The 24,327-nt window shown below is 70.2% G+C and carries 28 protein-coding genes; 15 read left to right on the top strand and 13 right to left on the bottom strand.

Going from position 1 to position 24,327, the window contains the following annotated elements; all coding sequences use genetic code 11:
- Window positions 1-40: 40 nt before the first annotated feature.
- Together ACH41F_RS26850 and ACH41F_RS26845 are read right to left on the bottom strand one after the other, a co-directional pair.
- Window positions 41-1,006 carry a zinc-binding dehydrogenase gene (locus tag ACH41F_RS26850; protein ID WP_391232857.1) on the bottom strand — a complete coding sequence of 322 codons (966 nt, stop codon included), beginning with the start codon at window positions 1,004-1,006 and terminating at the stop codon, window positions 41-43.
- A gap of 374 nt (window positions 1,007-1,380) precedes the next feature.
- Entirely contained in the window at window positions 1,381-2,601 is a 1,221-nt protein-coding gene (locus ACH41F_RS26845) for a malic enzyme-like NAD(P)-binding protein (protein WP_391232858.1), read from the bottom strand.
- A gap of 609 nt (window positions 2,602-3,210) precedes the next feature.
- Here ACH41F_RS26845 and ACH41F_RS26840 point away from each other — a divergent pair.
- Genes ACH41F_RS26840 through ACH41F_RS26830 form a run of 3 tightly spaced genes read left to right on the top strand, consistent with a single transcriptional unit; the run spans window position 3,211 to window position 5,924 of the window.
- Window positions 3,211-4,176, top strand: a complete 966-nt coding sequence (locus ACH41F_RS26840; protein WP_391232859.1) for a transporter substrate-binding domain-containing protein — start codon at window positions 3,211-3,213, stop codon at window positions 4,174-4,176.
- A 30-nt stretch (window positions 4,177-4,206) separates the two neighbouring features.
- The gene (locus ACH41F_RS26835) at window positions 4,207-5,166 is read left to right on the top strand and encodes an amino acid ABC transporter permease (RefSeq protein WP_398837836.1); all 960 of its coding nucleotides are present in this window, start codon (window positions 4,207-4,209) and stop codon (window positions 5,164-5,166) included.
- Window positions 5,163-5,924: an ATP-binding cassette domain-containing protein gene (locus tag ACH41F_RS26830; protein WP_391232864.1), complete on the top strand. Its 762-nt coding sequence runs from the start codon at window positions 5,163-5,165 to the stop codon at window positions 5,922-5,924. The genes ACH41F_RS26835 and ACH41F_RS26830 overlap by 4 nt, the downstream gene beginning before the upstream one ends.
- Window positions 5,925-5,978: 54 nt before the next feature.
- On the opposite strand, the gene ACH41F_RS26825 is transcribed toward ACH41F_RS26830, so the two are convergent.
- Window positions 5,979-6,737: a class I SAM-dependent methyltransferase gene (locus ACH41F_RS26825; protein WP_398837834.1), complete on the bottom strand. Its 759-nt coding sequence runs from the start codon at window positions 6,735-6,737 to the stop codon at window positions 5,979-5,981.
- Window positions 6,738-6,835: 98 nt separating this feature from the next.
- Here ACH41F_RS26825 and ACH41F_RS26820 point away from each other — a divergent pair, with 98 nt between their 5' ends.
- Complete coding sequence (locus ACH41F_RS26820; protein ID WP_391232867.1) at window positions 6,836-7,465, top strand: ABATE domain-containing protein; 630 nt, start codon at window positions 6,836-6,838, stop codon at window positions 7,463-7,465.
- Here ACH41F_RS26820 and sodX read toward each other — a convergent pair.
- Window positions 7,369-7,803: a nickel-type superoxide dismutase maturation protease gene (sodX, locus tag ACH41F_RS26815; protein WP_391232868.1), complete on the bottom strand. Its 435-nt coding sequence runs from the start codon at window positions 7,801-7,803 to the stop codon at window positions 7,369-7,371. The two genes, ACH41F_RS26820 and sodX, sit on opposite strands and share 97 nt — an antisense overlap.
- 145 nt (window positions 7,804-7,948) lie before the next feature.
- On the opposite strand from sodX, the gene sodN reads away from it, so the two are divergent.
- From sodN to ACH41F_RS26795, 4 genes are all read left to right on the top strand, one after another.
- Window positions 7,949-8,344 (top strand): superoxide dismutase, Ni, encoded by a 396-nt coding sequence (sodN, locus tag ACH41F_RS26810; RefSeq protein WP_020123534.1) that lies wholly within the window; start codon window positions 7,949-7,951, stop codon window positions 8,342-8,344.
- A gap of 150 nt (window positions 8,345-8,494) precedes the next feature.
- Complete coding sequence (locus tag ACH41F_RS26805) at window positions 8,495-8,887, top strand: helix-turn-helix transcriptional regulator (protein WP_398837832.1); 393 nt, start codon at window positions 8,495-8,497, stop codon at window positions 8,885-8,887.
- A 27-nt stretch (window positions 8,888-8,914) separates the two neighbouring features.
- The gene (locus tag ACH41F_RS26800; RefSeq protein ID WP_353690312.1) at window positions 8,915-9,325 is read left to right on the top strand and encodes a VOC family protein; all 411 of its coding nucleotides are present in this window, start codon (window positions 8,915-8,917) and stop codon (window positions 9,323-9,325) included.
- A gap of 15 nt (window positions 9,326-9,340) precedes the next feature.
- Window positions 9,341-10,087, top strand: a complete 747-nt coding sequence (locus ACH41F_RS26795) for a VOC family protein (RefSeq protein WP_398837830.1) — start codon at window positions 9,341-9,343, stop codon at window positions 10,085-10,087.
- On the opposite strand, the gene ACH41F_RS26790 is transcribed toward ACH41F_RS26795, so the two are convergent.
- The 6 genes from ACH41F_RS26790 to ACH41F_RS26765 all read right to left on the bottom strand — a co-directional run bounded on the left by ACH41F_RS26790 (window position 10,074) and on the right by ACH41F_RS26765 (window position 14,573).
- On the bottom strand, window positions 10,074-10,265 hold the full coding sequence (locus ACH41F_RS26790; RefSeq protein ID WP_398837829.1) for a hypothetical protein: 192 nt from the start codon (window positions 10,263-10,265) through the stop codon (window positions 10,074-10,076). The genes ACH41F_RS26795 and ACH41F_RS26790 overlap by 14 nt on opposite strands.
- A gap of 29 nt (window positions 10,266-10,294) precedes the next feature.
- Window positions 10,295-10,615, bottom strand: a complete 321-nt coding sequence (locus ACH41F_RS26785) for a DUF952 domain-containing protein (protein ID WP_391232873.1) — start codon at window positions 10,613-10,615, stop codon at window positions 10,295-10,297.
- A 144-nt stretch (window positions 10,616-10,759) separates the two neighbouring features.
- Window positions 10,760-10,969: a hypothetical protein gene (locus ACH41F_RS26780; protein WP_398837828.1), complete on the bottom strand. Its 210-nt coding sequence runs from the start codon at window positions 10,967-10,969 to the stop codon at window positions 10,760-10,762.
- Between the two features lie 146 nt (window positions 10,970-11,115).
- Window positions 11,116-11,721 (bottom strand): GNAT family N-acetyltransferase, encoded by a 606-nt coding sequence (locus tag ACH41F_RS26775; protein WP_391232875.1) that lies wholly within the window; start codon window positions 11,719-11,721, stop codon window positions 11,116-11,118.
- 255 nt (window positions 11,722-11,976) lie between these two features.
- Window positions 11,977-13,053: a family 2 encapsulin nanocompartment cargo protein polyprenyl transferase gene (locus tag ACH41F_RS26770; RefSeq protein WP_398837827.1), complete on the bottom strand. Its 1,077-nt coding sequence runs from the start codon at window positions 13,051-13,053 to the stop codon at window positions 11,977-11,979.
- A 113-nt stretch (window positions 13,054-13,166) separates the two neighbouring features.
- Window positions 13,167-14,573, bottom strand: coding sequence for a family 2B encapsulin nanocompartment shell protein (locus ACH41F_RS26765; protein WP_391232878.1), 1,407 nt, complete (start codon window positions 14,571-14,573; stop codon window positions 13,167-13,169).
- Window positions 14,574-14,862: 289 nt separating this feature from the next.
- On the opposite strand from ACH41F_RS26765, the gene ACH41F_RS26760 reads away from it, so the two are divergent.
- The gene (locus ACH41F_RS26760) at window positions 14,863-15,453 is read left to right on the top strand and encodes an N-acetylmuramoyl-L-alanine amidase (protein ID WP_391232879.1); all 591 of its coding nucleotides are present in this window, start codon (window positions 14,863-14,865) and stop codon (window positions 15,451-15,453) included.
- A 33-nt stretch (window positions 15,454-15,486) separates the two neighbouring features.
- On the top strand, window positions 15,487-16,389 hold the full coding sequence (locus tag ACH41F_RS26755; RefSeq protein WP_398837826.1) for a 1-aminocyclopropane-1-carboxylate deaminase/D-cysteine desulfhydrase: 903 nt from the start codon (window positions 15,487-15,489) through the stop codon (window positions 16,387-16,389).
- A 176-nt stretch (window positions 16,390-16,565) separates the two neighbouring features.
- On the opposite strand, the gene ACH41F_RS26750 is transcribed toward ACH41F_RS26755, so the two are convergent.
- Window positions 16,566-18,164 carry a Na+/H+ antiporter gene (locus ACH41F_RS26750; RefSeq protein ID WP_398837825.1) on the bottom strand — a complete coding sequence of 533 codons (1,599 nt, stop codon included), beginning with the start codon at window positions 18,162-18,164 and terminating at the stop codon, window positions 16,566-16,568.
- 62 nt (window positions 18,165-18,226) lie between these two features.
- Here ACH41F_RS26750 and ACH41F_RS26745 point away from each other — a divergent pair, with 62 nt between their 5' ends.
- From ACH41F_RS26745 to ACH41F_RS26735, 3 genes are all read left to right on the top strand, one after another.
- The gene (locus ACH41F_RS26745) at window positions 18,227-18,487 is read left to right on the top strand and encodes a UBP-type zinc finger domain-containing protein (protein WP_391232883.1); all 261 of its coding nucleotides are present in this window, start codon (window positions 18,227-18,229) and stop codon (window positions 18,485-18,487) included.
- Window positions 18,488-18,744: 257 nt separating this feature from the next.
- Entirely contained in the window at window positions 18,745-19,158 is a 414-nt protein-coding gene (locus ACH41F_RS26740) for an anti-sigma regulatory factor (protein WP_004925829.1), read from the top strand.
- Window positions 19,155-20,252 (top strand): SigB/SigF/SigG family RNA polymerase sigma factor, encoded by a 1,098-nt coding sequence (locus ACH41F_RS26735; protein WP_391232884.1) that lies wholly within the window; start codon window positions 19,155-19,157, stop codon window positions 20,250-20,252. The genes ACH41F_RS26740 and ACH41F_RS26735 overlap by 4 nt, the downstream gene beginning before the upstream one ends.
- 30 nt (window positions 20,253-20,282) lie before the next feature.
- Here the strand turns inward: ACH41F_RS26735 and ACH41F_RS26730 are convergent, their stop codons facing one another.
- Window positions 20,283-20,732, bottom strand: a complete 450-nt coding sequence (locus ACH41F_RS26730) for a hypothetical protein (RefSeq protein ID WP_391232885.1) — start codon at window positions 20,730-20,732, stop codon at window positions 20,283-20,285.
- A 252-nt stretch (window positions 20,733-20,984) separates the two neighbouring features.
- Between ACH41F_RS26730 and ACH41F_RS26725 the strand changes: the two genes are divergently transcribed.
- Entirely contained in the window at window positions 20,985-21,953 is a 969-nt protein-coding gene (locus ACH41F_RS26725; RefSeq protein WP_398837823.1) for a diacylglycerol/lipid kinase family protein, read from the top strand.
- A gap of 318 nt (window positions 21,954-22,271) precedes the next feature.
- A complete protein-coding gene (locus ACH41F_RS26720; RefSeq protein ID WP_016639615.1) occupies window positions 22,272-22,529 on the top strand; it encodes a WhiB family transcriptional regulator in 258 nt (85 codons plus the stop codon).
- 181 nt (window positions 22,530-22,710) lie between these two features.
- Here the strand turns inward: ACH41F_RS26720 and ACH41F_RS26715 are convergent, their stop codons facing one another.
- The gene (locus tag ACH41F_RS26715) at window positions 22,711-24,177 is read right to left on the bottom strand and encodes a histidine kinase N-terminal domain-containing protein (protein ID WP_391233020.1); all 1,467 of its coding nucleotides are present in this window, start codon (window positions 24,175-24,177) and stop codon (window positions 22,711-22,713) included.
- Window positions 24,178-24,327: the final 150 nt, after the last annotated feature.

Raw genomic sequence — 24,327 nt, 5'->3', positions numbered from 1 at the left:
AGGCGGGCCCGGCATCCGGACCCGCCTCACACCCCTCGCGTCAGGAGTTCGTCAACACGATCTTGCCGAACTGCTCACCCGACTCCAGCCGTTCGAAGCCCTCCCGGGCCCGGTCCAGCGGCAGCACCTCGTCGATCACCGGGCGGACCCCCGTGGCGGCGCAGAAGGAGAGCAGGTCCTCCAGCTCGTCCTTGGTGCCCATGGTCGAGCCGACGACCTTGAGCTCCAGGAAGAAGATCCGGGTGAGTTCGGCGTGCGCGGGCCGGTCACCGCTCGTCGCGCCGGAGATGACGAGCGTGCCGCCGGGCTTCAGCGACTTCACCGAGTGCGACCAGGTCGCGGCACCGACGGTCTCGATGACGGCGTCCACCCGCTGCGGCAGCCGCGCCCCCGACTCCAGTGCCTCCACGGCACCCAGTTCGATCGCCCGCTTCCGCTTGGCCTCGTCCCGGCTGGTGGCGAAGACCCGCAGACCGGCGGCCTTGCCGAGCACGATCGCGGCCGTGGCGACCCCGCCGCCGGCGCCCTGCACGAGGACCGAGTCACCGGGACGCACACCGGCGTTGGTGAAGAGCATGCGGTAGGCCGTCAGCCAGGCGGTGGGCAGACAGGCGGCCTCCGCGAAGGAGAGCTCCTTGGGCTTGGGCAGGACGTTCCAGGTCGGCACGGCGACCTGCTCGGCGAAGGTGCCCTGGTAGCGCTCGGTGAGGATCGAGCGGGGCTCCTTGGGCCCGACCCCGTGACCCGACTGACCGATCACGGAGTGCAGGACGACCTCGTTGCCGTCCTCGTCGACACCGGCGGCGTCACAGCCGAGGATCATCGGCAGCTTGTCCTCGGGCAGACCGACGCCCTTCAGGGACCAGAGGTCGTGGTGATTGAGGGAGGCGGCCTTGACGTTGATCACACTCCAGCCGGCCCGGGCCTCGGGAGCCGGACGCTCCCCCAACTCGAGGCCACTGAGCGGCTGGTCACGGTCGATGCGGGCGGCGTAGGCAGCGAACATGATCCCGACGATAGGGTCCGCCACGCCCCGGCGGAACCGGGCCCGCCTGTGAGACATGCCCTCTTGCGCACCGAACACGTTCCGCTCCGAGGACGAGCCTCGCGCATTTCAGCCCGTCCGGCGCGTTCCGGTAAGCACGAGGCCCGTGCTTTTCAGCCCGTCCGGCGTTTGAGGACGAGGCCCCTCAAGGGCCGACGGGGGTCCGGGGGCAGAGCCCCCAGGGCCTGAGCCGGGCCGCAGGGGCGGCAGCCCTTGAAGGATGGGACGGGTAGGGGCGGCGGGGGCGAGAAAACCACTCAAACAGCCGCCCGCAGGGTAAAAAGTGGCCCCGCCCGGACACCCACCCGAGCGAGGCCACCCCACACCCACACACCTCAGCGGCGAGCCACACCCTCCGCCCGAGCCGCAGCGGCAACCGCCGCCGTGACCGCCGGCGCCACCCGCTCGTCGAACGGCGACGGAATCACGTAGTCCGCAGCGAGGTCCTCACCGACGACCGCCGCCAGCGCCTCCGCCGCCGCGATCTTCATGCTCTCGGTGATCCGGGAGGCCCGGACCTGGAGCGCACCGGCGAAGATGCCCGGGAACGCGAGGACGTTGTTGATCTGGTTCGGGAAGTCCGACCGACCGGTCGCCACGACCGCCGCGTACTTGTGCGCGACCTCCGGGTGGACCTCGGGGTTCGGGTTGGCCATGGCGAAGACGAAGGCGCCCTCCGCCATCGAGGCCACCGCCGCCTCCGCCACGGTGCCGCCGGAGACGCCGATGAAGACGTCGGCGCCCGCGAGGGCGTCCTCCAGCGAGCCGCTCAGCCCGGCCTTGTTGGTGAAGCCCGCGAGGTCCCGCTTGACCGGGGTCAGGTCGTCCCGGTCGGCCGACACCACGCCCTTGCGGTCGGCGACGGCGACGTCCCCGATCCCGGCGTCGACGAGGATCTTCGCGATCGCGACACCGGCCGCACCGGCGCCCGAGATGACCGCCCGCAGCTCCCCGAGCCCACGCCCGGTCAGCCGCGCGGCGTTGCGCAGGGCCGCCAGCGTCACCACGGCCGTGCCGTGCTGGTCGTCGTGGAAGATCGGGATGTCGAGCGCGTCCTGGAGGCGCTTCTCGATCTCGAAGCACCGCGGGGCCGAGATGTCCTCCAGGTTCACGCCGCCGAAGGACGGGGCGAGGCGGACCACGGTCTCGACGATCTCGTCGACGTCCGTGCAGGCCAGCGCGATGGGCACCGCGTCGACGCCACCGAACTGCTTGAAGAGGATGGCCTTGCCTTCCATCACCGGAAGGGAGGCCTCGGGCCCGATGTCACCGAGTCCGAGCACCGCCGTGCCGTCGGTGACGACGGCGACGACCGAGGACTTCCACGTGTAGTCGTGGACGAGGTCGGGCTGCTCGGCGATGGCGCTGCACACCTTCGCCACGCCGGGCGTGTACGCGAGGGACAGGTCGTCCTTGTCACGGACCGGCACGGTGGCTTGCACTGCCATCTTGCCGCCGCGGTGCAGCGCGAACGCGGGGTCGAAGGAATCGAGGGGCTCCGCCCCGTCCTGACCCGTATCGCTGTCGCTGCGAGGATTGACGATCTCCGCTGCCACTTTGTTCTACCCCTTAGATATTCATGGTTTGAGGGTGGCCACTCCTGGTTGAGAAGTGGGCGGGCACCGCGCACGGCCCAGATTCGGTGATGCGTACGAGCCATGCGCGACGGGCGCGCCGCACACGCGCCCTGAGCCCCGGATGAGGGGTGTAAAGAACCTTCTTACCGGACGGACGGCACCTGCGACGAGTCCAATACGTGCAAGGTCACATGGCGGACCTCGAAGGCCACGGATCGGTGACATGAATCATGGCCAAATATGCGGACCCGTTCTCGATCGCCTCTTGACACGGACTCGAACGACTGACCGAGACGTCAAGGTGTGGCTCGCATCGTGAGATGCGCCGAAGATCCTCCGGCCGGAAGCTCACATTCCCGCAGAAGGTGCGGTCGTGATGTCCGTCCTGATGCGGTTCGGGGGTCACCCGTTATCCGATTTTGACATGACGGGTCCCCTGAATGGCTCAGTCCGAATGGCAAGATGCCGTAATCACACGAGGTCGCGACACTCGAAGACGTGTGTTCTTGTCGACCCACGACACTGTCGATCCCCTCGGCAGCGTCCCGCCCCATCGGCAACTCCACCCATCCGCCGGAGGAACCCACCATGACCGCAAGCTCCACCCGTCGTACGACCGCCGCGCGTTCCAGGACTGCCGCGGTAGGTGCGATCGCGGTCGCTGGCGCCCTGATTCTCACCGGTTGCGGTGACCAGACGGAGGGCGGCAGCGACAGCGGCTCGAAGGAGACCGCCTCGTCCAGCAGCGCTCCGCTGTTCGACAAGCTGCCCGCCAAGATCCAGAAGGCGGGTGTCATCAAGGTCGGCACGAACGCCGAGTACGCGCCCATGGAGTTCCAGGAGGGCGGCAAGATCGTCGGTGTCGACCCCGACATCGCCGCCGCGCTGGGCAAGCAGCTGGGCGTGGAGTTCACCTTCACCTCGGGCTCCTTCGACGGTCTGATCACCTCGCTGAACTCGGGCCGCTACGACGTCGCCATGTCCTCCATCACGGACACCAAGGCGCGCCAGGAGGGTCTGGACGACAAGGGCAAGAAGCTCGGCCGGGGTGTCGACTTCGTCGACTACTTCACGGCCGGTACCGCCGTGTACGTCCAGAAGGGCAACCCGAAGAAGATCAACTCGATCGCCGACCTCTGCGGCAAGACGGCGGCCGTGCAGCGCGGCACGACGTACGAGCAGGCTCTGAAGGACCAGTCGAAGAAGTGCACGGACGCCGGTGACAAGAAGATCACCATCGAGCCGTTCGAGAACGACACCGAGGCCCAGACCCGTGTGAAGTCGGGCGGCGCGGTCGCCGGCGTCAACGACTACCCGGTCGCCGTGGACCTGGCCCGCAAGGCGGACGGTGGCAACGCCTTCGAGGTCGTCGGCGAGCAGGTCGACGCCGGCCCCTTCGGCATCGCGGTGGACAAGAAGAACAAGGAGCTCACCGAGGCTCTCGAGGCCGCCGTCAACGCGATCATCGAGGACGGCACGTACAAGAAGATCCTGGAGAAGTGGGGCGCCGAGAGCGGTGCCATCGACAAGGCCGCCATCAACGGCGGCAAGTGACCGTCCACGCAGCACTGAAGGGCAGTCACGGTGACTGACAAGTTCGACAAGGAGCCGGCCGACGCGAAGCCGTCGGCCGCCGTCTCCAAGGAGGGCGGGGCCATCCCGCCCGAGGCGATCAAGGCCATTCCGGTACGGCACTACGGCCGCTGGGTCAGCGGTGCCATCGTGGTGGCCCTGCTGGTCCTGCTGGTCAACGCGTTCGCCAACGGCAACATCCAGTGGCAGGCGGTCGGCGACAAGCTGTTCGACTCCACGATCGTCGCCGGCGCCGGCCGCACCCTGCTGATCAGCGTCCTGGCGATGCTCCTCGGCGTGGTCCTGGGCGTCGTGCTGGCCGTCATGCGGCTCTCGAAGAACCCGGTGACGAGCTGGGTGGCCTGGCTGTACATCTGGTTCTTCCGCGGCACGCCGGTCTACGTCCAGCTCCTGCTCTGGTTCAACCTGGCGCTGATCTTCCCAACCCTGAACCTCGGTCCGATCTACAAGGACGAGATGACGGACGTCATGACCCCGTTCATGTGCGCCCTGCTCGGACTGGGCCTGAACGAGGCGGCGTACATGGCGGAGATCTGCCGCGCCGGTCTGATGGCGGTGGACGAGGGTCAGACCGAGGCCTCGCAGGCCCTCGGCATGAGCCACGGCAAGACGCTGCGCCGGATTGTCATCCCGCAGGCGATGCGGGTGATCGTGCCGCCGACCGGCAACGAGTTCATCAACATGCTGAAGACCTCGTCGCTGGTGTACGTGGTGACGTACCCGGAGCTGACCCGGTCGGCCACGTCGATCGGTTCGACCTCGTACGCCGTGATGGAGATGCTGTTCGTGGCGTCCCTCTGGTACCTGTTCATGACCAGCGTGTTCAGCGTCTTTCAGTTCTACCTGGAGCGCCGTTACGCCCGCGGCTCGACCCGTAACCTGCCGGCCACGCCGTGGCAGAAGGTCAAGGCGAACCTGACGTCGCTCGGCCGCGAAAGGGGTGCGGCATGACCGCGATGGTGAAGTCCGAGGGCGTGCACAAGTCCTTCGGTCCGGTGGAGGTCCTCAAGGGCATCGACCTGGAGGTCAAGCAGGGCGAGGTGTTCTGCCTCATCGGCCCCTCCGGCTCCGGCAAGTCGACCTTCCTGCGGTGCATCAACCACCTGGAGAAGATCAACGCCGGTCGGCTGTACGTCGACGGTGAGCTGGTCGGCTACCGCCAGAAGGGCGACAAGCTGTACGAGCTCAAGGACAGCGAGGTCGCGCTCCAGCGCCGGGACATCGGCATGGTGTTCCAGCGGTTCAACCTGTTCCCGCACATGACGGCCCTCGAGAACGTCATGGAGGCCCCGGTCCAGGTCAAGGGCGTCAGCAGGGCCCAGGCCAGGGAGCGGGCGGGCGAGCTGCTGGAGCGCGTGGGGCTCGCCGACAAGGCGAAGAACTACCCCTCGCAGCTCTCCGGCGGCCAGCAGCAGCGCGTCGCCATCGCCCGGGCCCTGGCGATGGACCCCAAGCTGATGCTGTTCGACGAGCCCACCTCGGCCCTCGACCCGGAGCTGGTCGGTGACGTCCTCGACGTCATGCGCGACCTCGCCGAGTCCGGCATGACGATGGTCGTCGTCACCCACGAGATGGGCTTCGCGCGCGAGGTCGGCGACAGTCTGGTCTTCATGGACGGCGGCGTGGTGGTCGAGTCCGGCAACCCGCGCGAGGTCCTGACGAACCCGCAGCACGAGCGGACGCAGGCCTTCCTGTCGAAGGTGCTGTAACCGGACGGGGAAAGGGGCGGTACGGGAATCCCGTACCGCCCCTTTCCCATGCCGTCACCGCACCGCGAGGAGCAGTGTGTCCGAGGGCGAGCACCACACCGGCCGCGCCTCCGCGAAGCCCTTCTCGCGCAGGACGCGCGCGTGCCAGGCCGCCGAGGGCATGTCGCCGTCCGCGTGCTCGCCGTAGATCTCGAAGCGCCGGGCGGTGGGTTCCGCGAGGACCGGGTCCTTGGCGGCGACCTCCCACCACTGGGCCCAGTCGAGGGCGCCGTCCGCCTTGGCCTGATCCATGCGGGCGTGGCGCTGGGCGCGCTCGGCCGCGTTGATCCGGGGCGTGGTCTCGTCGATCATGTGGTCCGCGTTCATGAAGACACCGCCGTCGCGGACCAGCCCCGCGACCTGACCGTAGAGGGCCGCGAGGGGTTCGCTGTGCAGCCAGTGCAGGGCCGTGGCGGTCAGGACGGCGTCGTAGGACGCGTACGGCAGCCGCGCGGGCCAGTCGGGGTCCTTGAGGTCGGCCGTCACGAAGGTGACCCGGTCGTCGTCCGCGAAGGTGCCCTCGGCGATGGCGAGGAGCGCCGGGTCGAGGTCGACGCCGGTGCTGACGGCCTCCGGGAACCGGGCGAGCAGCCGGGCCGTGATAGTTCCCGTGCCGCACGCGAGGTCCAGCACGCGCGGGCGGGGTCCGACGAGGGCCTCGACCATGTCCAGCATGATCCGGAAGCGGTCCTCGCGGTCGGGCATGTACCACTCCTGCTGCCGGTCCCAGCTCTTCTGCCAGGCCTGCCAGTCGGTTCCGGTACCGGTGGTCATGGAGCCCCCTCATCAGACGCGTACGTAATACCCTGGAAGCACGATCAGCTGTTACCCGACCGCACGACGACCATAGAATGCCTCCGTAAGGACTACAAGTGGAACTGGCCTATTACTCGGATTACGCCGTGCGTCTCGTCAACAGCGAGGACCCGGCCCGGGGCAAGGACTCACTGACCTCGGTCGAGGCCGTTCGCGATCTCTTCGGTGCCGGCCAGGACGCGGGCCGGCGCGCCACGGAGGCCGACGTCAGTCGCTTCCGCTCGGTCCGTGGCCGGCTGCGCGCGGTCTTCGAGGCCGCGGACGACGGCGACGAGACCCTGTCGGTGAACCTGCTGAACTCCCTGCTGCTGGAGTTCCCGGTCAGCCCCCAGATCTCCGGGCACGACCTCCGCGACGACGACGGCCGTCCGCTGTGGCACCTGCACCTGGCGGACCACCCGTCCAACGCCACCGCCGGCTACGCGGCCATCGCCGCGATGGGCCTGGCCTTCCACATGACGGAGTACGGCGTGGACCGCCTCGGCCTGTGCGAGGCCTCGCCCTGCCGCAACGCCTATCTGGACACGTCCACGAACCGCTCCCGGCGCTACTGCTCCGACCGCTGCGCCACCCGCGCCAACGTGGCCGCCTACCGCGCCCGCAAGCGCCTGGAGGCCGACCGGTCGGAGAGGACGGGCCGGGCCGAGGACAGCGCCCAGCGCGCGACGGCGAACGGCGAGCGCTGATCCGGCCTGCGCGGCCGGTAGCGCAGGCGCACCCGGCCCAGCACCAGGTCCTCCGGGACGACGCCGTAGTCGGTGCTGTCGCCGCCCGCGTACGCGTTGTCCCCGAGCACCCACCAGCCGCCCTCACGGCGCTCCGCGGCCCGCTTGACGACCAGCAGGTCCTGTTGGAACGGATGGCGCAGGACCACCACGTCGCCCGGCCGGACCCGGGCCCCGTACTGCACGACGAGGCGGTCGCCGTGGTGCAGCGTGGGCACCATCGACGGCCCGGTCACCTCGGCCAGCCCGAAGGGCAGGAGCGCCCCCCTGTGCTCGGTCTCCTGCGACAGTTCCGGCATCCCCGGCACCTCCCCTGTCCGTTCATCCACCAGTCTGAGTCCCACCCCGGACTTTTGTCCTAAGCCCAAGGGGGCACTCGCGAAATCGCCTCTCCCAGGGAGTAATGTCGCACCTGAGAAGACGATCACGAGGAAGGAATGCTCCATGCTTTCCCGCCTGTTTGCCCCCAAGGTCAAGGTCAGCGCACACTGCGACCTGCCCTGCGGTGTGTACGACCCGGCCCAGGCCCGCATCGAGGCGGAGTCGGTGAAGGCCGTCCAGGAAAAGATGGCCGCCAACGACGACCCGCACTTCCAGGCTCGCGCCACGGTCATCAAGGAGCAGCGCGCCGAGCTCGCCAAGCACCACGTCTCGGTGCTCTGGAGCGACTACTTCAAGCCCCCGCACTTCGAGAAGTACCCGGAGCTGCACCAGCTGGTCAACGACGCCCTGAAGGCCCTCTCGGCCGCCAAGGCGTCGACCGACCCGGCCACCGGCCAGAAGGCGCTGGACTACATCGCCCAGATCGACAAGATCTTCTGGGAGACCAAGAAGGCCTGAGCCTCGCCACGTCTCGTCGTACGGCGGCGCGGTGACACCGGTCACCGCGCCGCCGTCGCGTATGCCGACCGACCTCGGCCTCAGCCCCGGCGGAATGCCGTACCAGGAACGCCGTACCGGGAACGCCGGCCTCCGTGCGATGCTGGCGAGGTGAACCGTGAGGATCTGGTGAGGCTGCGCAAGGCACGCGACCGCATGGACCGCGAGTACACCGAGCCCCTCGACGTGACCGCCCTCGCGCGCACCGCCCTGATGTCCCCGGGCCACTTCCAGCGCAGCTTCAAGGAGGCGTACGGCGAGACACCGTACGGCTATCTGATGACCCGCCGCGTCGAGCGGGCGAAGATGCTGCTGCGCCGCGGCGACCTGTCGGTGACCGAGGTCTGCATGGAGGTCGGGTGCACGTCCCTCGGCTCCTTCAGCTCGCGCTTCACCGAACTGATGGGCGAGACGCCGAGCTCCTACCGGGCCCGCACGCACGAGGAGAGCGCGGATATCCCGCCCTGCGTGGTACGGGCGTACACGCGTCCGAGACGGGCATAGGGCCGGTTTTCGCCTTAGGTTGGCCCCATGGACCTGAAACTCCACACCTGCTTCATCGCCGTCGACGACCACGACAAGGCGATCGCCTTCTACTGCGACGTCCTGGGCCTGGAGATCCGCAACGACGTCAAGTACGAGGGCATGCGGTGGACGACCGTCGGCTCGCCGCTCCAGCCGGACGTGTCGATCGTCCTGGAGCCGCCCGCGGCCAACCCCGACCTCTCCCCCGCCGACCGGGAGGCGATGGACCAGCTGCTGGCCAAGGGCGTGCTGCGCGGGGTCAACTTCACCACCGAGGACTGCGACGCCCTCTTCGCCCGGGTCCGGGAGTCCGGGGCCGAGGTGCTCCAGGAGCCCACCGACATGCCGTACGGCGTGCGGGACTGCGCCTTTCGGGACCCGGCCGGGAACATGCTGCGGTTCATGCAGGCCGGCTGACCTACGATCGCCGCCATGAGTATCCGCTGGACGTACGCCTTCGTCGACCGCCCCGCCGAACTCCTCGGCCGGGCCCAGGAGTTCTGGACGGTGGTCACGGACACCCGGTTGTCCGCGCCGCGCGGTCCGAGGGACGAGTTCGTGACCCTGGTGCCGGCCGTCGCCGACCCCTGCGTCAAGATGCAGGGCGTCGAAGCGGGCAACGGTGGCGCCCATCTCGACCTGTGCGTGGACGACGTGCCGGGATTCGTGAAGGGCGCCCTGGACACGGGCGCGACCATGGCCGCCGAGCACGAGGACTGGGCCGTACTGCGCTCCCCCGCCGGGCAGTTGTTCTGCGCGGTGCCCTGGCTCGGGGAGTCGGTCCGCCCGCCCGTGGTGCACGGCAGCCGCCTCGACCAGGTCTGCCTCGACCTCGCCCCTTCGGTCTACGACACCGAAGTCGCCTTCTGGAGTGCCCTGTTGGCCGACTGGGACGCCCAGCCCAGCGCCCTGCCCGAGTTCCACCGGATCGTGCCCCCACCCGGGTTCCCGGTCCGCGTCCTGCTCCAGCGGCTCGACGAGGAACGCGCCGCCTCCGCCCATCTGGACCTGGCCTGCTCGGACATCGAGACGACCCGGATCCGGCACGAGAAGCTGGGCGCCGAGACGGTCAGCCGCGGCACCCAGTGGACGGTGCTGCGCGACCCTGCGGGCGGCACGTACTGCCTGACGGGCCGGGACCCGGAGACCGGCAGCGTGCCCGCGTCTAACGCGTTCTGACGAAGCAAAGGGCGTCCGCCCCCGGTGTGACAGGCCCGCACTGCTCCTCCCAGCCCTCCGGGAGCGAGGGAGTCGGGTCGGCGTTCTCCCAGCGGTACGGGCCGCCGGGCTCCGCCGAGTCCTGGAGCCACCAGGTGAGCCCGCCACCGACGACCACCACGACCGCCCAGACGATCACGACCCACCGCCGTAACCACGACCGCCGGGTCACCGCCACGGCTCCACGGCGACCACGGCGTCCACCGGGAGCGGCCCGTAGATGTGCGGGAACTCCTCAGCGCCCGGCGCCGGGGCCTCGTACCTGAGGGGTACGTCGAGCCGGTCGGGGTCGATGACGAGCACCACGAGGTCCTCCACCCCCGCGAAGAAGCGCGCGGCCGTGCCCGGCAACTGGGAGCGCGTCGAGCAGTGGATGAAACCCTCCTCCTGAAGCGTCCTGCCCAGGGTGGAGATCTCGTACGTCCCCTGGGCGCGGGCGGCGTCCCACAGGGGCCGTCGGGTCAGATGCAGGATGTGGTGGTCGGTCATGCGAGCCACGCTACGACCTGAACCCCGCGAGGCCCCACCCGTCGACCAGTCGCCGGTCTCGGCCAGGTCGTCGTCGAGCGCGCTCATGCAGGCGTACATGGCCTGGGGGCCCTGCTCGCTCCAGGCCGGGGTTCTCGACAGGGGTCAGGGATTGTTCGCGGCGGGTCTTCCGCCGGTCTTCTTCGCGCGCTCGTCCCCGGCCTCGGCGCCCTCCTCAACGTGGGCCTCGCAGGCGGGGTTCCGGCAGGGTCCGGCCACCCAGAGCGGGACCCACGCGCCCAGCGTCTTGTGACGCTTGACGACCGTATCGACGGACTGTCCACAGGCGGGACAGGCGTGTGTGTCGCTGTCCATGCCTTCAGAGTAGGGCGGCAGGGGCGCCGGCGCTCCCTGCCGCCGCAGGCCGTCGCCGACGATCTCGGGGCCGGGCGGGGCCCGACCGGGCCATGGCATCCGACCGACCTCACGAGCCGTGCCGGTCGCGCGGCGCTGCTCCCGGTTCAGTCGCGTGGGTCGCGCCACATCGGCCACATCTGCGGGCCGTCGGGGAGGGTGAGGGCGGGGCCTGCGGTGTGGAAGCCCAGGCGTTCGTAGAGGGCGCGGCTGCGGGCGCTGCTCGCTTCGAGGTAGGCGGCGCGGCCCTCGCGGTCGCAGCGGTCGAGGACGGCGGCGATGAGGGCGGTGCCCAGGCCCTGGCCCTGGTGGTCCGGTGCCACGCCGATCATCCAGAGGTATTCGTGGGCACGGCCGGCGGGGTGGATGTCCGCCGTCAGCCGGCCTATCAGCTCCACGCGCTCGTTGTCGGGGTCGACGTCCGCGCGCAGTGCGGCGGGGCCGTCGGCGTCCGCCCCGTCCTCGCCCGCGTGCTCCCCTTCCGGCACCGGCAGCCACAGCGCGCAGGCCGTGCCGTCCTCGGTGACGTCGACGCGCCCCTCGGCCAGCACGATGTCGGTGAAGGCGGCCATGAGCCGGGGGTGGGTCGTACGTCGGTGCTCGTCCCCCGGGAACACCCAGCGGCTGACCGGGTCGTCCTGGAACGCCGCGTCCAGCAGCCCGACGACCAGCTCCCGGTCCCCCTCGCCCGCCGTCCGGATCGCCACACCCATGTCCCGCCGCCCCTCGCGTCAACCGACCTTGATCGTACGGGCGTTGAGACTATCCGTGCGCAGGGGCCGGTGGGACGGGGTCGGCGCAAGAAGGCGGGGCCCGCACGCCGTGGGGATGTGCGGGACCCGCCTGACCGGAGCCTGCCGGGACCGCGCGGGGTCAGGAACCGCACGCTCCCGGGGGTCCGGGGTCATGGACGCGCACTCGCCCGGCCGTGGGCCGTGGAGTCATACGTCCTTCGTCCGTCACAGCGCTCAACCGCTGCGCCGCGTCACGTACTCCGCCAGTGCCAGCAACCCCTCCGCCTCCTCCGGCTCGGGCAGCGCCTGGGACAGTTCCCGCAGCGCCCGGGCCATCCGGTCGGCCGCCTGGGCCTGCGCCCAGTCGCGTCCGCCGGCCCGTTCGACGGCGCGGGCCGTCCGGTCCAGGTCCTCCGGGGCGTACGGGGCCGCGTAGAGCTCCGCCAGCTCCGCGGCCGCCGGGGTGCCGGAGACCAGCGCGGCGACCACGGGCAGGGACTTCTTGCGGACGGCGAGGTCGGCGCCGGCCGCCTTGCCGGTGCGGGACGGGTCGCCCCATATGCCGATCACGTCGTCGATGAGCTGGAAGGCGAGCCCGGCCTCCCGCCCGAACGCGTCCAGCGCCTCGACGTCGTCCTTGGACACCCCCGCGTACAGGGCGCCCAGCGCACAGGCGCACCCGAGCAGCGCGCCCGTCTTGGCCTCGGCCATGGCCAGCACCTCGTCGAGGCTGACCTCGCCGGGGCCCTGCTTCTCCATGGCCGCGTCCGCCTGCTGCCCCGCGCACAGCTCGATGACGCAGGCCGCAAGCCGGGCCGCGGCGGCCCCGGCCATCGGGTGCGGGTCCTCGGCGAGCAGCCCCAGGGCGAGTGCCTGAAGGGCGTCCCCGGCGAGGATCGCGTCGGCGTCCCCGAACACCGTCCATGCGGTGGGCCGGTGCCGGCGGGTGGTGTCCCGGTCCATCACGTCGTCGTGCAACAGCGTGAAGTTGTGGATCAGTTCCACCGCCGCGGCCGCCCGCATCGCCGCGTCCCGAGCCCGCGCTCCCCCGAGGGCCGCGGCCGCGGTGAGGACGAGCGCGGGCCGTATCGCCTTGCCTGCGTGGCCCGCCGCCGGGGTGCCGTCCGCGTGCTCCCAGCCGAAGTGGTAGAGCGCGATCCGGCGCATGGACCCGGGCAGCGAGTCGATCGCCGCGCGCAGCACCGGGTCGACCGACGCCCGGGTCCGCCGCAGGATGGCGGCCGCCTCGTGCCCGTCGAGCGGGCCGGTCCCGGTGGGTTGCTGTGCCGCCTCCGTCATGGGCTCGGCCATGGGGTTCTCCTCGGAGCGTCCGCGGACGGTGGCGGTTCCGCTGCGACTGGGCGCGTACGACCGGGGTGTACCCGCCCCTGAGGGCGGGGACACGGTCCCCGGCGCGGGGGACGTCACCTCCAGCGGCCGATCTCGACGTTCTCCAGGACGCCGAGCGCGTCCGGCACGAGGACGGCGGCCGAGTAGTAGGCCGTCACCAGGTACTTGATGATGGCCTGTTCGTTGATGCCCATGAACCGCACGGACAGGCTCGGCTCGATCTCGTCCGGGATGCCTGCCTGCTGAAGACCGATCACGCCCTGCTCGGCCTCGCCGGTGCGCATCGCGATGATGGAGGTCGTACGGGCCTCGGTCACCGGGATCTTGTTGCACGGGTAGATGGGCACACCGCGCCAGGTCGGAATGCGGTTGCCGCCCACGTCGATGGTCTCGGGGACCAGTCCGCGCCTGTTGAGCTCACGGCCGATCGCGGAGATCGCGCGCGGATGGGCGAGCAGCAGCTTGGTGCCGCGCCGCCTGCTGAGGAGTTCGTCCAGGTCGTCGGGGCTGGGCACGCCGTCGTGCGGCTGGAGGCGCTGGTCGTACTCGCAGTTGCTGAGCAGCCCGAACTCGCGGTTGTTGACCAGCTCGTGCTCCTGGCGCTCCTTCAACGCCTCTACCGTGAGCCGGAGTTGCTGCTCGGTCTGGTTCATCGGCTGGTTGTAGAGGTCCGCCACGCGCGAGTGGATGCGCAGCACGGTCTGGGCGACGCTCAGTTCGTACTCGCGGGGCCGGGCCTCGTAGTCGACGAAGGTGTGCGGGATGTCGGGCTCGCCGCTGTGACCGGCGGCGACGTCGATCGCCTTCTCACCGTATTTGTTGGTGCTCTGCTCCGGGATCGCACGCTGCTGCTGGAGGTGCTCGCGCAGGGACTCGGCGCGCTCCGCGACCTGCTCGACGTCGTTCCGCGGCAGGACGAGGACCGTGCAGGCGGTGACCGCGCGTGCGGTGTACTCCCAGATGGCGTCCGGGTCGAGCAGCGTCTGGTCGCCGAAGTAGGCACCGTCGGCGAGGACTCCGAGGACCGCGTCGTCGCCGTACGGGCCCGTGCCGATCTGCTCCACCCTGCCGTGCGCCAGCAGGAAGACCTCCTCGGTCCGGCTGCCGAAGGAGGCGATCACCTCGCCCGCGGCGAACTCGCGCTGCTGGCAGCGCCGAGAGAGTTCGGTCAGCACCTCCTCGTCCTCGAACGACCGCAGCGCCGGCAGTTCGCCCAGCTCCTCCGGGATGACCTCGACCCGGTCCCCCGTCTTGACGAAGGTGACCCGGCCGTCCCCCACGGCGTAGGTCAGCCGCCGGTTCACGCGGTACGTACCACCTTGCACGTTCACCCAGGGCAGCATGCGCAGCAGCCAGCGGGAGCTGATCTCCTGCATCTGTGGCGCGGACTTGGTGGTGGTGGCCAGGTTCCGCGCGGCGGCCGTGCCGAGACTCTGCTGCGGCCGACCCTGCTCGGTGCGGACCTCTTCGCCTACCGACATATGAGAATTGCCCTCCCGGTCATGCCCCGGCGCCGGTCTGCACCGGGGCATCGATCTGCGGACCACCCTTCCATCACAGAGCGTGCCGGTGCTATTACACGAAAGAGTTGGAATGGATCTTCGATAACCGGGGAATACCGAGATCTCGCTCGCCGCCTGGGACCGGCCCGCCTGTCCGAAACGGCTCGCACGCCGTACGAACCAGGTAGTCCCGGCCGCCCGCCTCCGGTACAAGCAGCGGTACCAGGCGATCGCGAGACGCGGTCGTCGTGCACGCGAAGGAGGCGGCATGGCCCCACCCATGTCCGCGAGCAGCTTCCTGGACGCCCTTCAGGACGAGGGCGTCACCGTCGTCCAGGTCGGCGACTGGAGACATCACAACCGCAACCACAAGGGCCCCTGGGGCCCGGTGCACGGCGTGATGATCCACCACACCGTGACCAAGGGCAGCGCCCGCACGGTCGAGCTGTGCCGGGAGGGCTACGCGGATCTCCCCGGCCCGCTCTGCCACGGCGTCATCACCAAGGACGGCCGGGTCCACCTCGTCGGCTACGGCCGCGCCAACCATGCCGGTCTCGGCGACGACGACGTCCTGCGCGCGGTGATCGCCGAGAAGGCCCTCCCCCACGACAACGAGGCGAACACCGACGGCAACCGGCATTTCTACGGCTTCGAGTGCGAGAACCTCGGCGACGGCCAGGACCCGTGGCCGGCGGTCCAGCTGGAGGCGATCGAGAGGGTCGCGGCCGCGATCTGCCGCCGCCACGGCTGGACGGAACGGTCGGTCATCGGCCACCTGGAGTGGCAGCCGGGGAAGGTGGACCCGCGCGGGTTCACGATGGCGTCGATGCGGGAGCGGATCAGGGACCGTCTGAAGTGACGGCGTGGCGGTCCCGGGGGCGACAATGAGGGCGTGACCAGCACCGACCTCGCCACCCTGCGCCCCCGGCTCCCGTCGCCGCTCCAGGAGGTCGAGGACGACCGCTTCACCCGCCGGGGCGTCCGCCTCTCGCTGAAGCGGGACGACCTGATCCACCCGGACCTGGTCGGCAACAAGTGGCGCAAACTCGCGCCGAACCTCACGGCTGCGGCCGGCCGCCCGGTCCTCACCTTCGGCGGCGCCTACTCCAACCATCTGCGCGCAACCGCCGCGGCGGGGCGGCTGCTGGGGCTGCCGACGGTCGGCGTGGTCCGCGGCGACGAACTGTCCGACCGTCCGCTGAATCCTTCCCTCACCCGCTGCGCCTCCGACGGCATGCGCCTGCACTTCGTCGACAGATCGACCTACCGCCGCAAGAGCGAGCCGTCGGTCCTCGCGGGCATCCTCGACGCCGCGGGCGCGAGGGACGCGTATGTGGTGCCCGAGGGCGGCAGCAACACCCTCGCGGTACGCGGATGCCGGGCGCTCGGCGAGGAGTTGCGCGGGCGGGCCGACGTGGTCGCGACGGCGTGCGGGACGGGCGGGACCTTCGCGGGGCTGGCCGCGGGGCTGGGGCCGGGTCAGCGGGCGTTGGGGATTCCGGTGCTCAGGGGCGGGTTCCTGGCGGCCGGCATAGAGGGGCTTCAGCGGGAGGCGTTCGGGGGCCGGCGCGGTGCGTGGTCGCTGGACGAGCGGTTCCACTTCGGGGGGTACGCGCGGACGACACCGGGCCTCGACGCCTTCGCGGAGGACTTCGAGCAGCGGCACGGGTTCGCGGTGGAGCGGCTCTATGTCGCCAAGTTGCTGTACGGGCTTGTCGCCTTGGTGGAGGAAGGGGCGTTCGCGACGGGGACCAGGGTGGTCGCCGTGATCACCGGGGCCCCGTTCAGCGGCTGACCCCGGCTTTCGACGGCTGACCACGGCTTTTGACGGCCGACCCCGGCCTTCGACGGCTGACCACGGCTCTCGACGGCTGATCCCGGCTCAGGGGTCGGCCACGCCGCCCCCGGGTCACCCCGCGCCGGCCGCCCGCGCCCATGCCCCCGTCACCGGGACGCGGGAGCGGGAAGCCGTCAGGCCGCCTCCCGGTACGCCGCCGCCTCCTCCAGGTCCAGCCTGCGCAGCAGGGTCCGCAGCATCTCGTCGTCGATGTGGCGCCCGTCCCGCAGCTTCACGAAGACCGCGCGTTCGGCGCTGATCATCTCGCGGGAGAGGCGGCGGTAGGTGTCGTCGACCGTCTCGCCGGTGACCGGGTTGACCGAGCCGAGGCGTTCCCAGACGGCGTTCTGGCGGCGCTCCAGGACCGTGCGCAGGCGGTCGGCGAGGGGCTGCGGGAGGGTATTGCGTTCGTCGGACAGGAGGTCGTCCAGGCGGCGCTCCGCGGCCCGGGACGCCTGCGCCTGGGCGTTGGCCTCGGCGAGGGTCTCGGCCTGGGTGTCGCGGCCGGGGAGCCTGAGCATGCGGATCAGCGGCGGGAGGGTGACGCCCTGGACCACGAGGGTGCCGATGACGGTGGTGAAGGTCAGGAAGAGGATGAGGTTGCGGCCGGGGAAGGGCTCGCCGCCGTGCAGGGTCTCGGGGATCGAGAAGGCGATCGCCAGCGACACCACGCCCCGCATCCCGGCCCAGGCGATGACGAACGGACCCTTCCAGGTGGGGTCGTCCTCGCGTTCCCGGATCCGGGCGGAGAGCAGCCGGGGCAGGTAGGTCGCCGGGTAGACCCAGACGAACCGGGACACCACCACCACGAGGAAGACGGCGACGGCGTACCAGACCGCGCGGCCGCCCTCGTACTGCTCCCCGAGGCCCTTCAGCACGACGCGCAGTTGCAGGCCGATGAGGGCGAAGACCGACGACTCCAGGACGAAGGCGACCATCTTCCACACGGCCTCCTCCTGAAGGCGTGTGGCGAAGTCGACCTCCCACGCGCGGTGCCCCAGGAAGAGCGCGACCACGACCACCGCGAGGACTCCGGAGGCGTGGAACTGCTCGGCGGAGGCGTAGGCGACGAAGGGGATGAGCAGCGAGAGGGTGTTCTGGAGCAGCGGCTCCTTGAGGTGGGTGCGCAGCCAGTGGATCGGGACCATCAGCACCAGGCCGACCGCGACTCCGCCGACCGCCGCGAGTAGGAACTCGCCGATGCCGCCCGCCCAGGACGCGCCCTCGCCGACCGCGGCCGCGAGGGCGACCCGGTAGGCGGTGATCGCGGTGGCGTCGTTCACCAGGGACTCGCCCTGGAGGATCGTGGTGATCCGGGACGGCAGCCCCACCCGGCGGGCGACCGCCGTCGCCGCGACCGCGTCCGGCGGCGCGACCACCGCGCCCAGCACCAGCGCCCCGGTCAGCGACAGGCCCGGCACGATCTGGTAGGCGGCCCAGCCGACGACGATCGTCGCGAAGAGCACGTACCCGACGGACAGCAGTGCCACGGGCCGCAGTTGCGCCCGCAGATCGAGGTAGGAGCTGTCCGTGGCCGCCGTGTGCAGCAGCGGGGGCAGAACGAGGGGCAGAACGATGTCCGGGTCGAGGGTGTACTCCGGGACGCCCGGGACGTACGAGAACATCAGCCCCACGGCGACCAGCAGCAGCGGTGCCGGCACCGGGGTGCGCCGCGCCGCGGCGGCGACCGCGGCGCTCCCCGCCACCAGCAACAGCAGTGGCATCACGTCCATGACCTTCGCCCACCCTCGTTTTTCCGCGCGACCATCCGCACAGCCGTCGTAATCTGGCAATCATGAAACAGTGCACGCACTCCGACGCGCTGCCGCACCCGGAACCCGCGCCGTTGAACGACACCTGCCCGGAGTGTCTGCGCGACGGCCAGCACCCCGTGCAGCTACGGCTCTGCCTCACCTGCGGTCACGTCGGCTGCTGCGACTCCTCGCCGGGGAGACATGCCACCGAGCACCACAAGGATTCCGGCCACCCGATCATGCGCACGTTCGAGCCCGGTGAGAGCTGGCGCTGGTGTTTCGTCGACCACGTCCTCGTGTGACGGCCGACTCCGGTTCCCGACGGTTCGACGGTCTGACGTCTGGGTACGTCAACCCGGCGCGCCTTCTTCCCAATTGGAGCCGCAGACCCCTAGACACGGAGCGTATCCACAGTTTTACTGTGAGTGACGCCCAGGGGTTGGGGTCCTGGGGACAGGAAAGTTGAGAGCGCGATAGCGTCACCGCTGAACCACACGTCGCGTTACCCCGGGGGGCGACCCTCGGCCCCCGAAAAGCTTGTACCACCTTGGAGGTGAGGGTGTCCCAGATCGCAGGCGAGCCCGCGACCCAGGACTTCGTCGAAGTCCGGCTGCCGGCCGCGGGTGCCTACCTGTCGGTGCTGCGTACGGCGACTGCCGGTCTCGCGGCCCGTTTGGACTTCACCCTCGACGAGATCGAGGACCTGCGCATCGCCGTGGACGAGGCCTGCGCGATCCTGCTCCAGCAGGCCGTGCCCGGCTCGGTGCTCAGCTGTGTCTTCCGACTCGTCGACGACTCACTCGAGGTCACCGTCTCGGCGCCGACCACGGACGGTCACGCCCCCTCGCGGGACACCTTCGCCTGGACCGTCCTGTCCGCTCTCGCGGGCAAGGTCTCCTCCGCCGTGGACGAGGACAAAACCGTTTCGATCAGCCTCTACAAACAGCGCGGCGCGGGACCCGGGCCGGCGTGAGGACAGGGGACGGGCCGGTGCGTGACGAAGAGCGCGGCACACGGGAGCTGCCGGCCGAGGGCACAGGCGCATCCCGACGCATGGGGGACACAGTCAACGGCATCCCCGAACAGGCCCGGCCGCACCCGGAGGACGCCTCGCCGGAGGCCGGCTTCCTGGACGACGGGCAGCGGGATCAGGAAGGTGCCGTGCGGAGCGCGCCTCCGGACGGACGGATCGGGGTCTCCCCTGTCCGAGCGGAGACGAAAGCTCGGGGAAGGGCGACGGGCGGGACGATGAGCGAGCACGAGCGAGACGATCAGCAGGGCGCGCAGAGCGGGCAGGCCACGCGGCACGACCCTCAGGACCGCAGCGGAGCACGCGCGATGTTCGTCGAGCTGCGCAAGCTGGCGGACGGCAGCCCGGAGTACGCGGACCTGCGCAACAAGCTGGTCCGTATGCACCTGCCGCTCGTCGAGCACCTCGCGCGCCGCTTCCGCAACCGCGGCGAGCCGCTGGACGACCTGACCCAGGTCGCCACCATCGGTCTGATCAAGTCGGTGGACCGCTTCGACCCGGAGCGCGGCGTCGAGTTCTCGACCTACGCGACCCCGACGGTGGTCGGCGAGATCAAGCGGCACTTCCGGGACAAGGGCTGGGCGGTGCGGGTGCCGCGGCGCCTTCAGGAACTGCGCCTCTCGCTCACCACGGCCACGGCGGAGCTGTCCCAGCAGCACGGCCGCTCCCCCACGGTCCACGAGCTCGCCGAGAAGCTGGCGATCTCGGAGGAGGAGGTCCTGGAGGGCCTGGAGTCGGCGAACGCGTACTCCACCCTCTCCCTGGACGTCCCCGACACCGACGACGAGTCACCGGCGGTGGCGGACACGCTGGGCGCGGAGGACGAGGCGCTGGAGGGCGTCGAGTACCGCGAGTCCCTCAAGCCGCTGCTGGAGGACCTGCCGCCGCGTGAGAAGCGGATCCTGCTCCTGCGGTTCTTCGGGAACATGACGCAGTCGCAGATCGCGCAGGAGGTCGGCATCTCACAGATGCACGTCTCGCGCCTGCTGGCGCGGACGCTGGCCCAGCTGCGGGAGAAGCTCCTGGTGGAGGAGTAGTCGCCGACCGAGGCGGAGCGGGGCCGGGGCCTACTTCTCGGCGCCGCCGGTGTTGCCGGGCCCGCGGATCCCGAGGGCCCGGGTCGTCTCGGGGTTGATCAGCAGCACGAGCGCGGTGACCGCGACGACCGCGAGCGCGATGCCCACCGGGATGGCCACACTGTCGGCCTGGAGCAGGTTGTAGGCCACGGGCAGCGCCAGGATCTGCGTGATGACGGCGGGCCCTCGGCTCCAGCTGCGGCGGGCGAGCAGCCCACGCGCGGCGAGCAGCGGCAGCAGGGCGAGGACGATCACGGTGATTCCGCCGGTGACGGCGGTCTGCCGGTGGTCCGCATCGCCCGTGAACCCCTCCACGAGCATCCAGACACCCCCGACCACCAGCGCGAGCCCCTCCAGCCCGGCCAGCGCGGCGGCATACGTCAACCGCCGCGGCCGCGGACCGACGGTCTCCTCGGATACGGGCATCTGCTCACTGGTCACCCTTGAAGGGTATCCGCCGGCCCACCGCCCCAGGTGCCGGGTTCGAGCGCTTCTACGACGGCCCCGGCCCGTCTCTCGACGACCGACCGCACGCCCCCGTACCGCCCCCGCGGAGCCCGCGGCGCACCCTGCGGATCAAGGGGGGCGCCCGGCGGAATCAGGGGGCGGCCGTGGCGAGGTTCACGTGGGATCTCTTACGTGATCCCTACCTCGACCTGTGCCGGGTACCACCCAGTAGGTACGCTGCAACTCATGCGTGCACTTCTCGTGGTCAATCCGGCAGCTACCACCACAAGCGCACGTACGCGCGATGTGCTGATCCACGCGCTCGCGAGCGAGATGAAGCTCGAGGCGGTCACCACCGAGTACCGAGGCCACGCGCGCGACCTGGGACGGCTGGCGGCGGAGAGCCGGGACGTCGACCTGATCGTCGCCCTCGGCGGCGACGGCACGGTGAACGAGGTCGTCAACGGACTGCTGCACGCCGGCCCCGATCCGGAGCGGCTCCCCCGTCTCGCCGTGGTCCCCGGCGGTTCCACCAACGTCTTCGCCCGCGCACTGGGCCTGCCCAACGACGCCGTCGAGGCGACCGGCGCCCTGCTGGACGCCCTGCGCGAGGGCAGCGAGCGGACCGTCGGCCTCGGTCTGACGTCCGGGACACCGGGCACCGAGGACGAGGCGGTCCCCTCCCGCTGGTTCACCTTCAACGCCGGACTCGGTTTCGACGCCGGTGTCGTCGGCCGGGTGGAGCAGCATCGCGAGCGGGGCAGGAAATCCACCCACGCGCTCTACGTCCGCCAGGCCCTGCGCCAGTTCTTCGGCGAGACGCACCGCCGCCACGGCACCATCACACTGGAACGCTCCGGTGCGGATCCGGTGACGGATCTGGTCCTCTCCATAGTGTCGAACACTTCGCCGTGGACGTTCCTGGGCAATCACCCGATGTACGCGTCGCCTAAGGCCTCGTTCGATAAAGGCCTCGACGTACTCGGTCTCAGCCGTATGACGACGACCGCGGTTGCCCGGTATGGCACCCAGTTGCTCACTTCGTCCCCCGAGCGGGGCCCGCACGGCAAGCACGCCGTCTCCCTGCACGACCTGGACCGGTTCACCTTGCATTCGAAGGTGCCCCTCCCCCTTCAGATGGACGGCGACCACCTAGGGCTGCGTACGAGCGTGACGTTCACAGGCGTACGCCGTGCACTGCGTGTGATTGTGTGAGCAGAAGGGGCTAAAGTCCTTTCACTCGAACGTTTAGGCCAGCATCCACCCCATGGAAGTACGGCTGTGACCTAGTCGACACCGAGGAATCAAAAAAAACTTTCCGGAAGGGGTTGTATCCGCCGCTGAGGTTTGCGAGTCTCTACGTGGCGATCGGGACAGCCCGCAACACCGGCTCCACAGATCACCGGAACCCCTCTACAAAACCAGGACCACGCCAGGGAAGCCTGACGGTCGGCCCTTCACTTGTTGAGGGATTCGTGAAAGCGTTCACATTCACAAGCAACTTGCACGTAATACCAAGGAGAGGTAGCAGCCATGGACTGGCGTCACAACGCCGTTTGCCGCGAGGAAGACCCCGAGCTCTTCTTCCCCATCGGCAACACCGGTCCTGCGCTGCTGCAGATCGAGGAAGCCAAGGCCGTCTGCCGCCGCTGCCCCGTCATGGAGCAGTGTTTGCAGTGGGCGCTCGAGTCCGGCCAGGACTCCGGCGTCTGGGGTGGTCTCAGCGAGGACGAGCGTCGCGCGATGAAGCGCCGTGCCGCCCGCAACCGGGCCCGTCAGGCCTCTGCCTGACACACCCACCCCGCCTGAGCTTGGCGGCGCGTACAGCGAGTACGCATCTCCCGCCCCCGAGCCGCAGCGCGCAGTACCCCCGATGCGCAGCACAAGCTGGCAACGAGCATTCGAGCCCCGGACCCCATCAGGTCCGGGGCTTCTTGCTGTGCCCGGGTACTGAACACCGGCCGTTTCAGACCTACTTGTTCGCACTCACCGGGACGTCCAGGATGACCCGGGTCCCCCGCTCGGGCGCCGGGACCATGTCGAACGTCCCGCCCAACTCGCCCTCCACCAGCGTCCGTACGATCTGCAGTCCGAGGTTGCCCCCGGTGTGCGGGTCGAAGCCCTCGGGCAGGCCGACGCCGTCGTCCTGGACGGTGACGAGCAGGCGGGCCTCCTTCGTGGTGCCGCCGCGGACGGCCGAGACCTCGACCGTGCCGGTCTCACCCTCGCGGAAGCCGTGTTCCAGGGCGTTCTGGAGGATCTCGGTCAGCACCATCGACAGCGGTGTGGCGACCTCGGCGTCGAGGATGCCGAAGCGTCCGGTGCGCCGGCCGGTGACCTTGCCCGGCGAGATCTCGGCGACCATCGCGAGCACCCGGTCGGCGATCTCGTCGAACTCCACGCGCTCGTCCAGGTTCTGAGACAGCGTCTCGTGCACGATCGCGATCGATCCGACCCGGCGCACCGCCTCCTCCAGTGCCTCGCGACCGCGGTCGGACTCGATTCGGCGGGCCTGGAGGCGCAACAGGGCGGCCACCGTCTGGAGGTTGTTCTTCACCCGGTGGTGGATCTCCCGGATGGTGGCGTCCTTGGTGATCAACTCACGCTCGCGACGCCGCAGTTCGGTGACGTCCCGGAGGAGCACCAGCGAACCGATGCGGATGCCCTTGGGCTTGAGCGGAATGGCCCTGAACTGGATGACCCCGTCGCCGGACTCGATCTCGAACTCGCGGGGGGCCCAGCCGCTGGCGACCTTGGCGAGCGCCTCGTCCACCGGACCGCGGGTCGGGGCGAGTTCGGCGGTGGTCCTGCCGAGGTGGTGGCCGACCAGGTCGGAGGCGAGGCCGAGACGGTGGTAGGCGGAGAGCGCGTTCGGGGAGGCGTACTGGACCACGCCGTCGGCGTCGAGGCGGATGAGGCCGTCGCCGACGCGCGGGGCGGCGTCCATGTCCATCTGCTGGTTCGCGAACGGGAAGGATCCGGCCGCGATCATCTGCGCCAGGTCCGACGCGCTCTGGAGATAGGTGAGTTCGAGGCGGCTCGGGGTGCGCACGGTGAGCAGGTTGGTGTTGCGCGCGATGACACCGAGGACCCGGCCCTCCCGTCGTACGGGGATCGACTCGACCCGTACGGGGACCTCCTCGCGCCACTCCGGGTCGCCCTCGCGCACGATCCGGCCCTCGTCGAGCGCGGCGTCCAGCAGGGGGCGGCGGCCGCGTGGGACGAGGTGGCCGACCATGTCGTCCTGGTAGGAGGTGGGTCCGGTGTTGGGCCGCATCTGGGCCACGGAGACATAGCGCGCGCCGTCCCGGGTGGGGACCCACAGGACGAGGTCGGCGAAGGAGAGGTCGGAGAGCAGCTGCCACTCCGAGACCAGCAGATGGAGCCACTCGAGGTCGGAGTCGTCGAGCGCGGTGTGCTGGCGGACCAGTTCGTTCATGGAGGGCACGGGTGCGAGCGTACCTGGCGGTACGGACAGGGTCGGAAATCGGCCGCGTGAGGCCGCGCAGGGGCTTCGGGTCCACCCAGACACTTCCCGAGCCGCTCTCAACGGCTCGAGCCACGGGGTCTGAAAACACCCGCGGGCCGC

It is taken from the genome of Streptomyces sp. NPDC020489 (assembly GCF_044386545.1).
Lineage (GTDB): Bacteria > Actinomycetota > Actinomycetes > Streptomycetales > Streptomycetaceae > Streptomyces.
The sequence above is the reverse complement of the archived record's forward strand: the minus strand, read 5'-3'. Positions and strand labels throughout refer to the sequence as shown.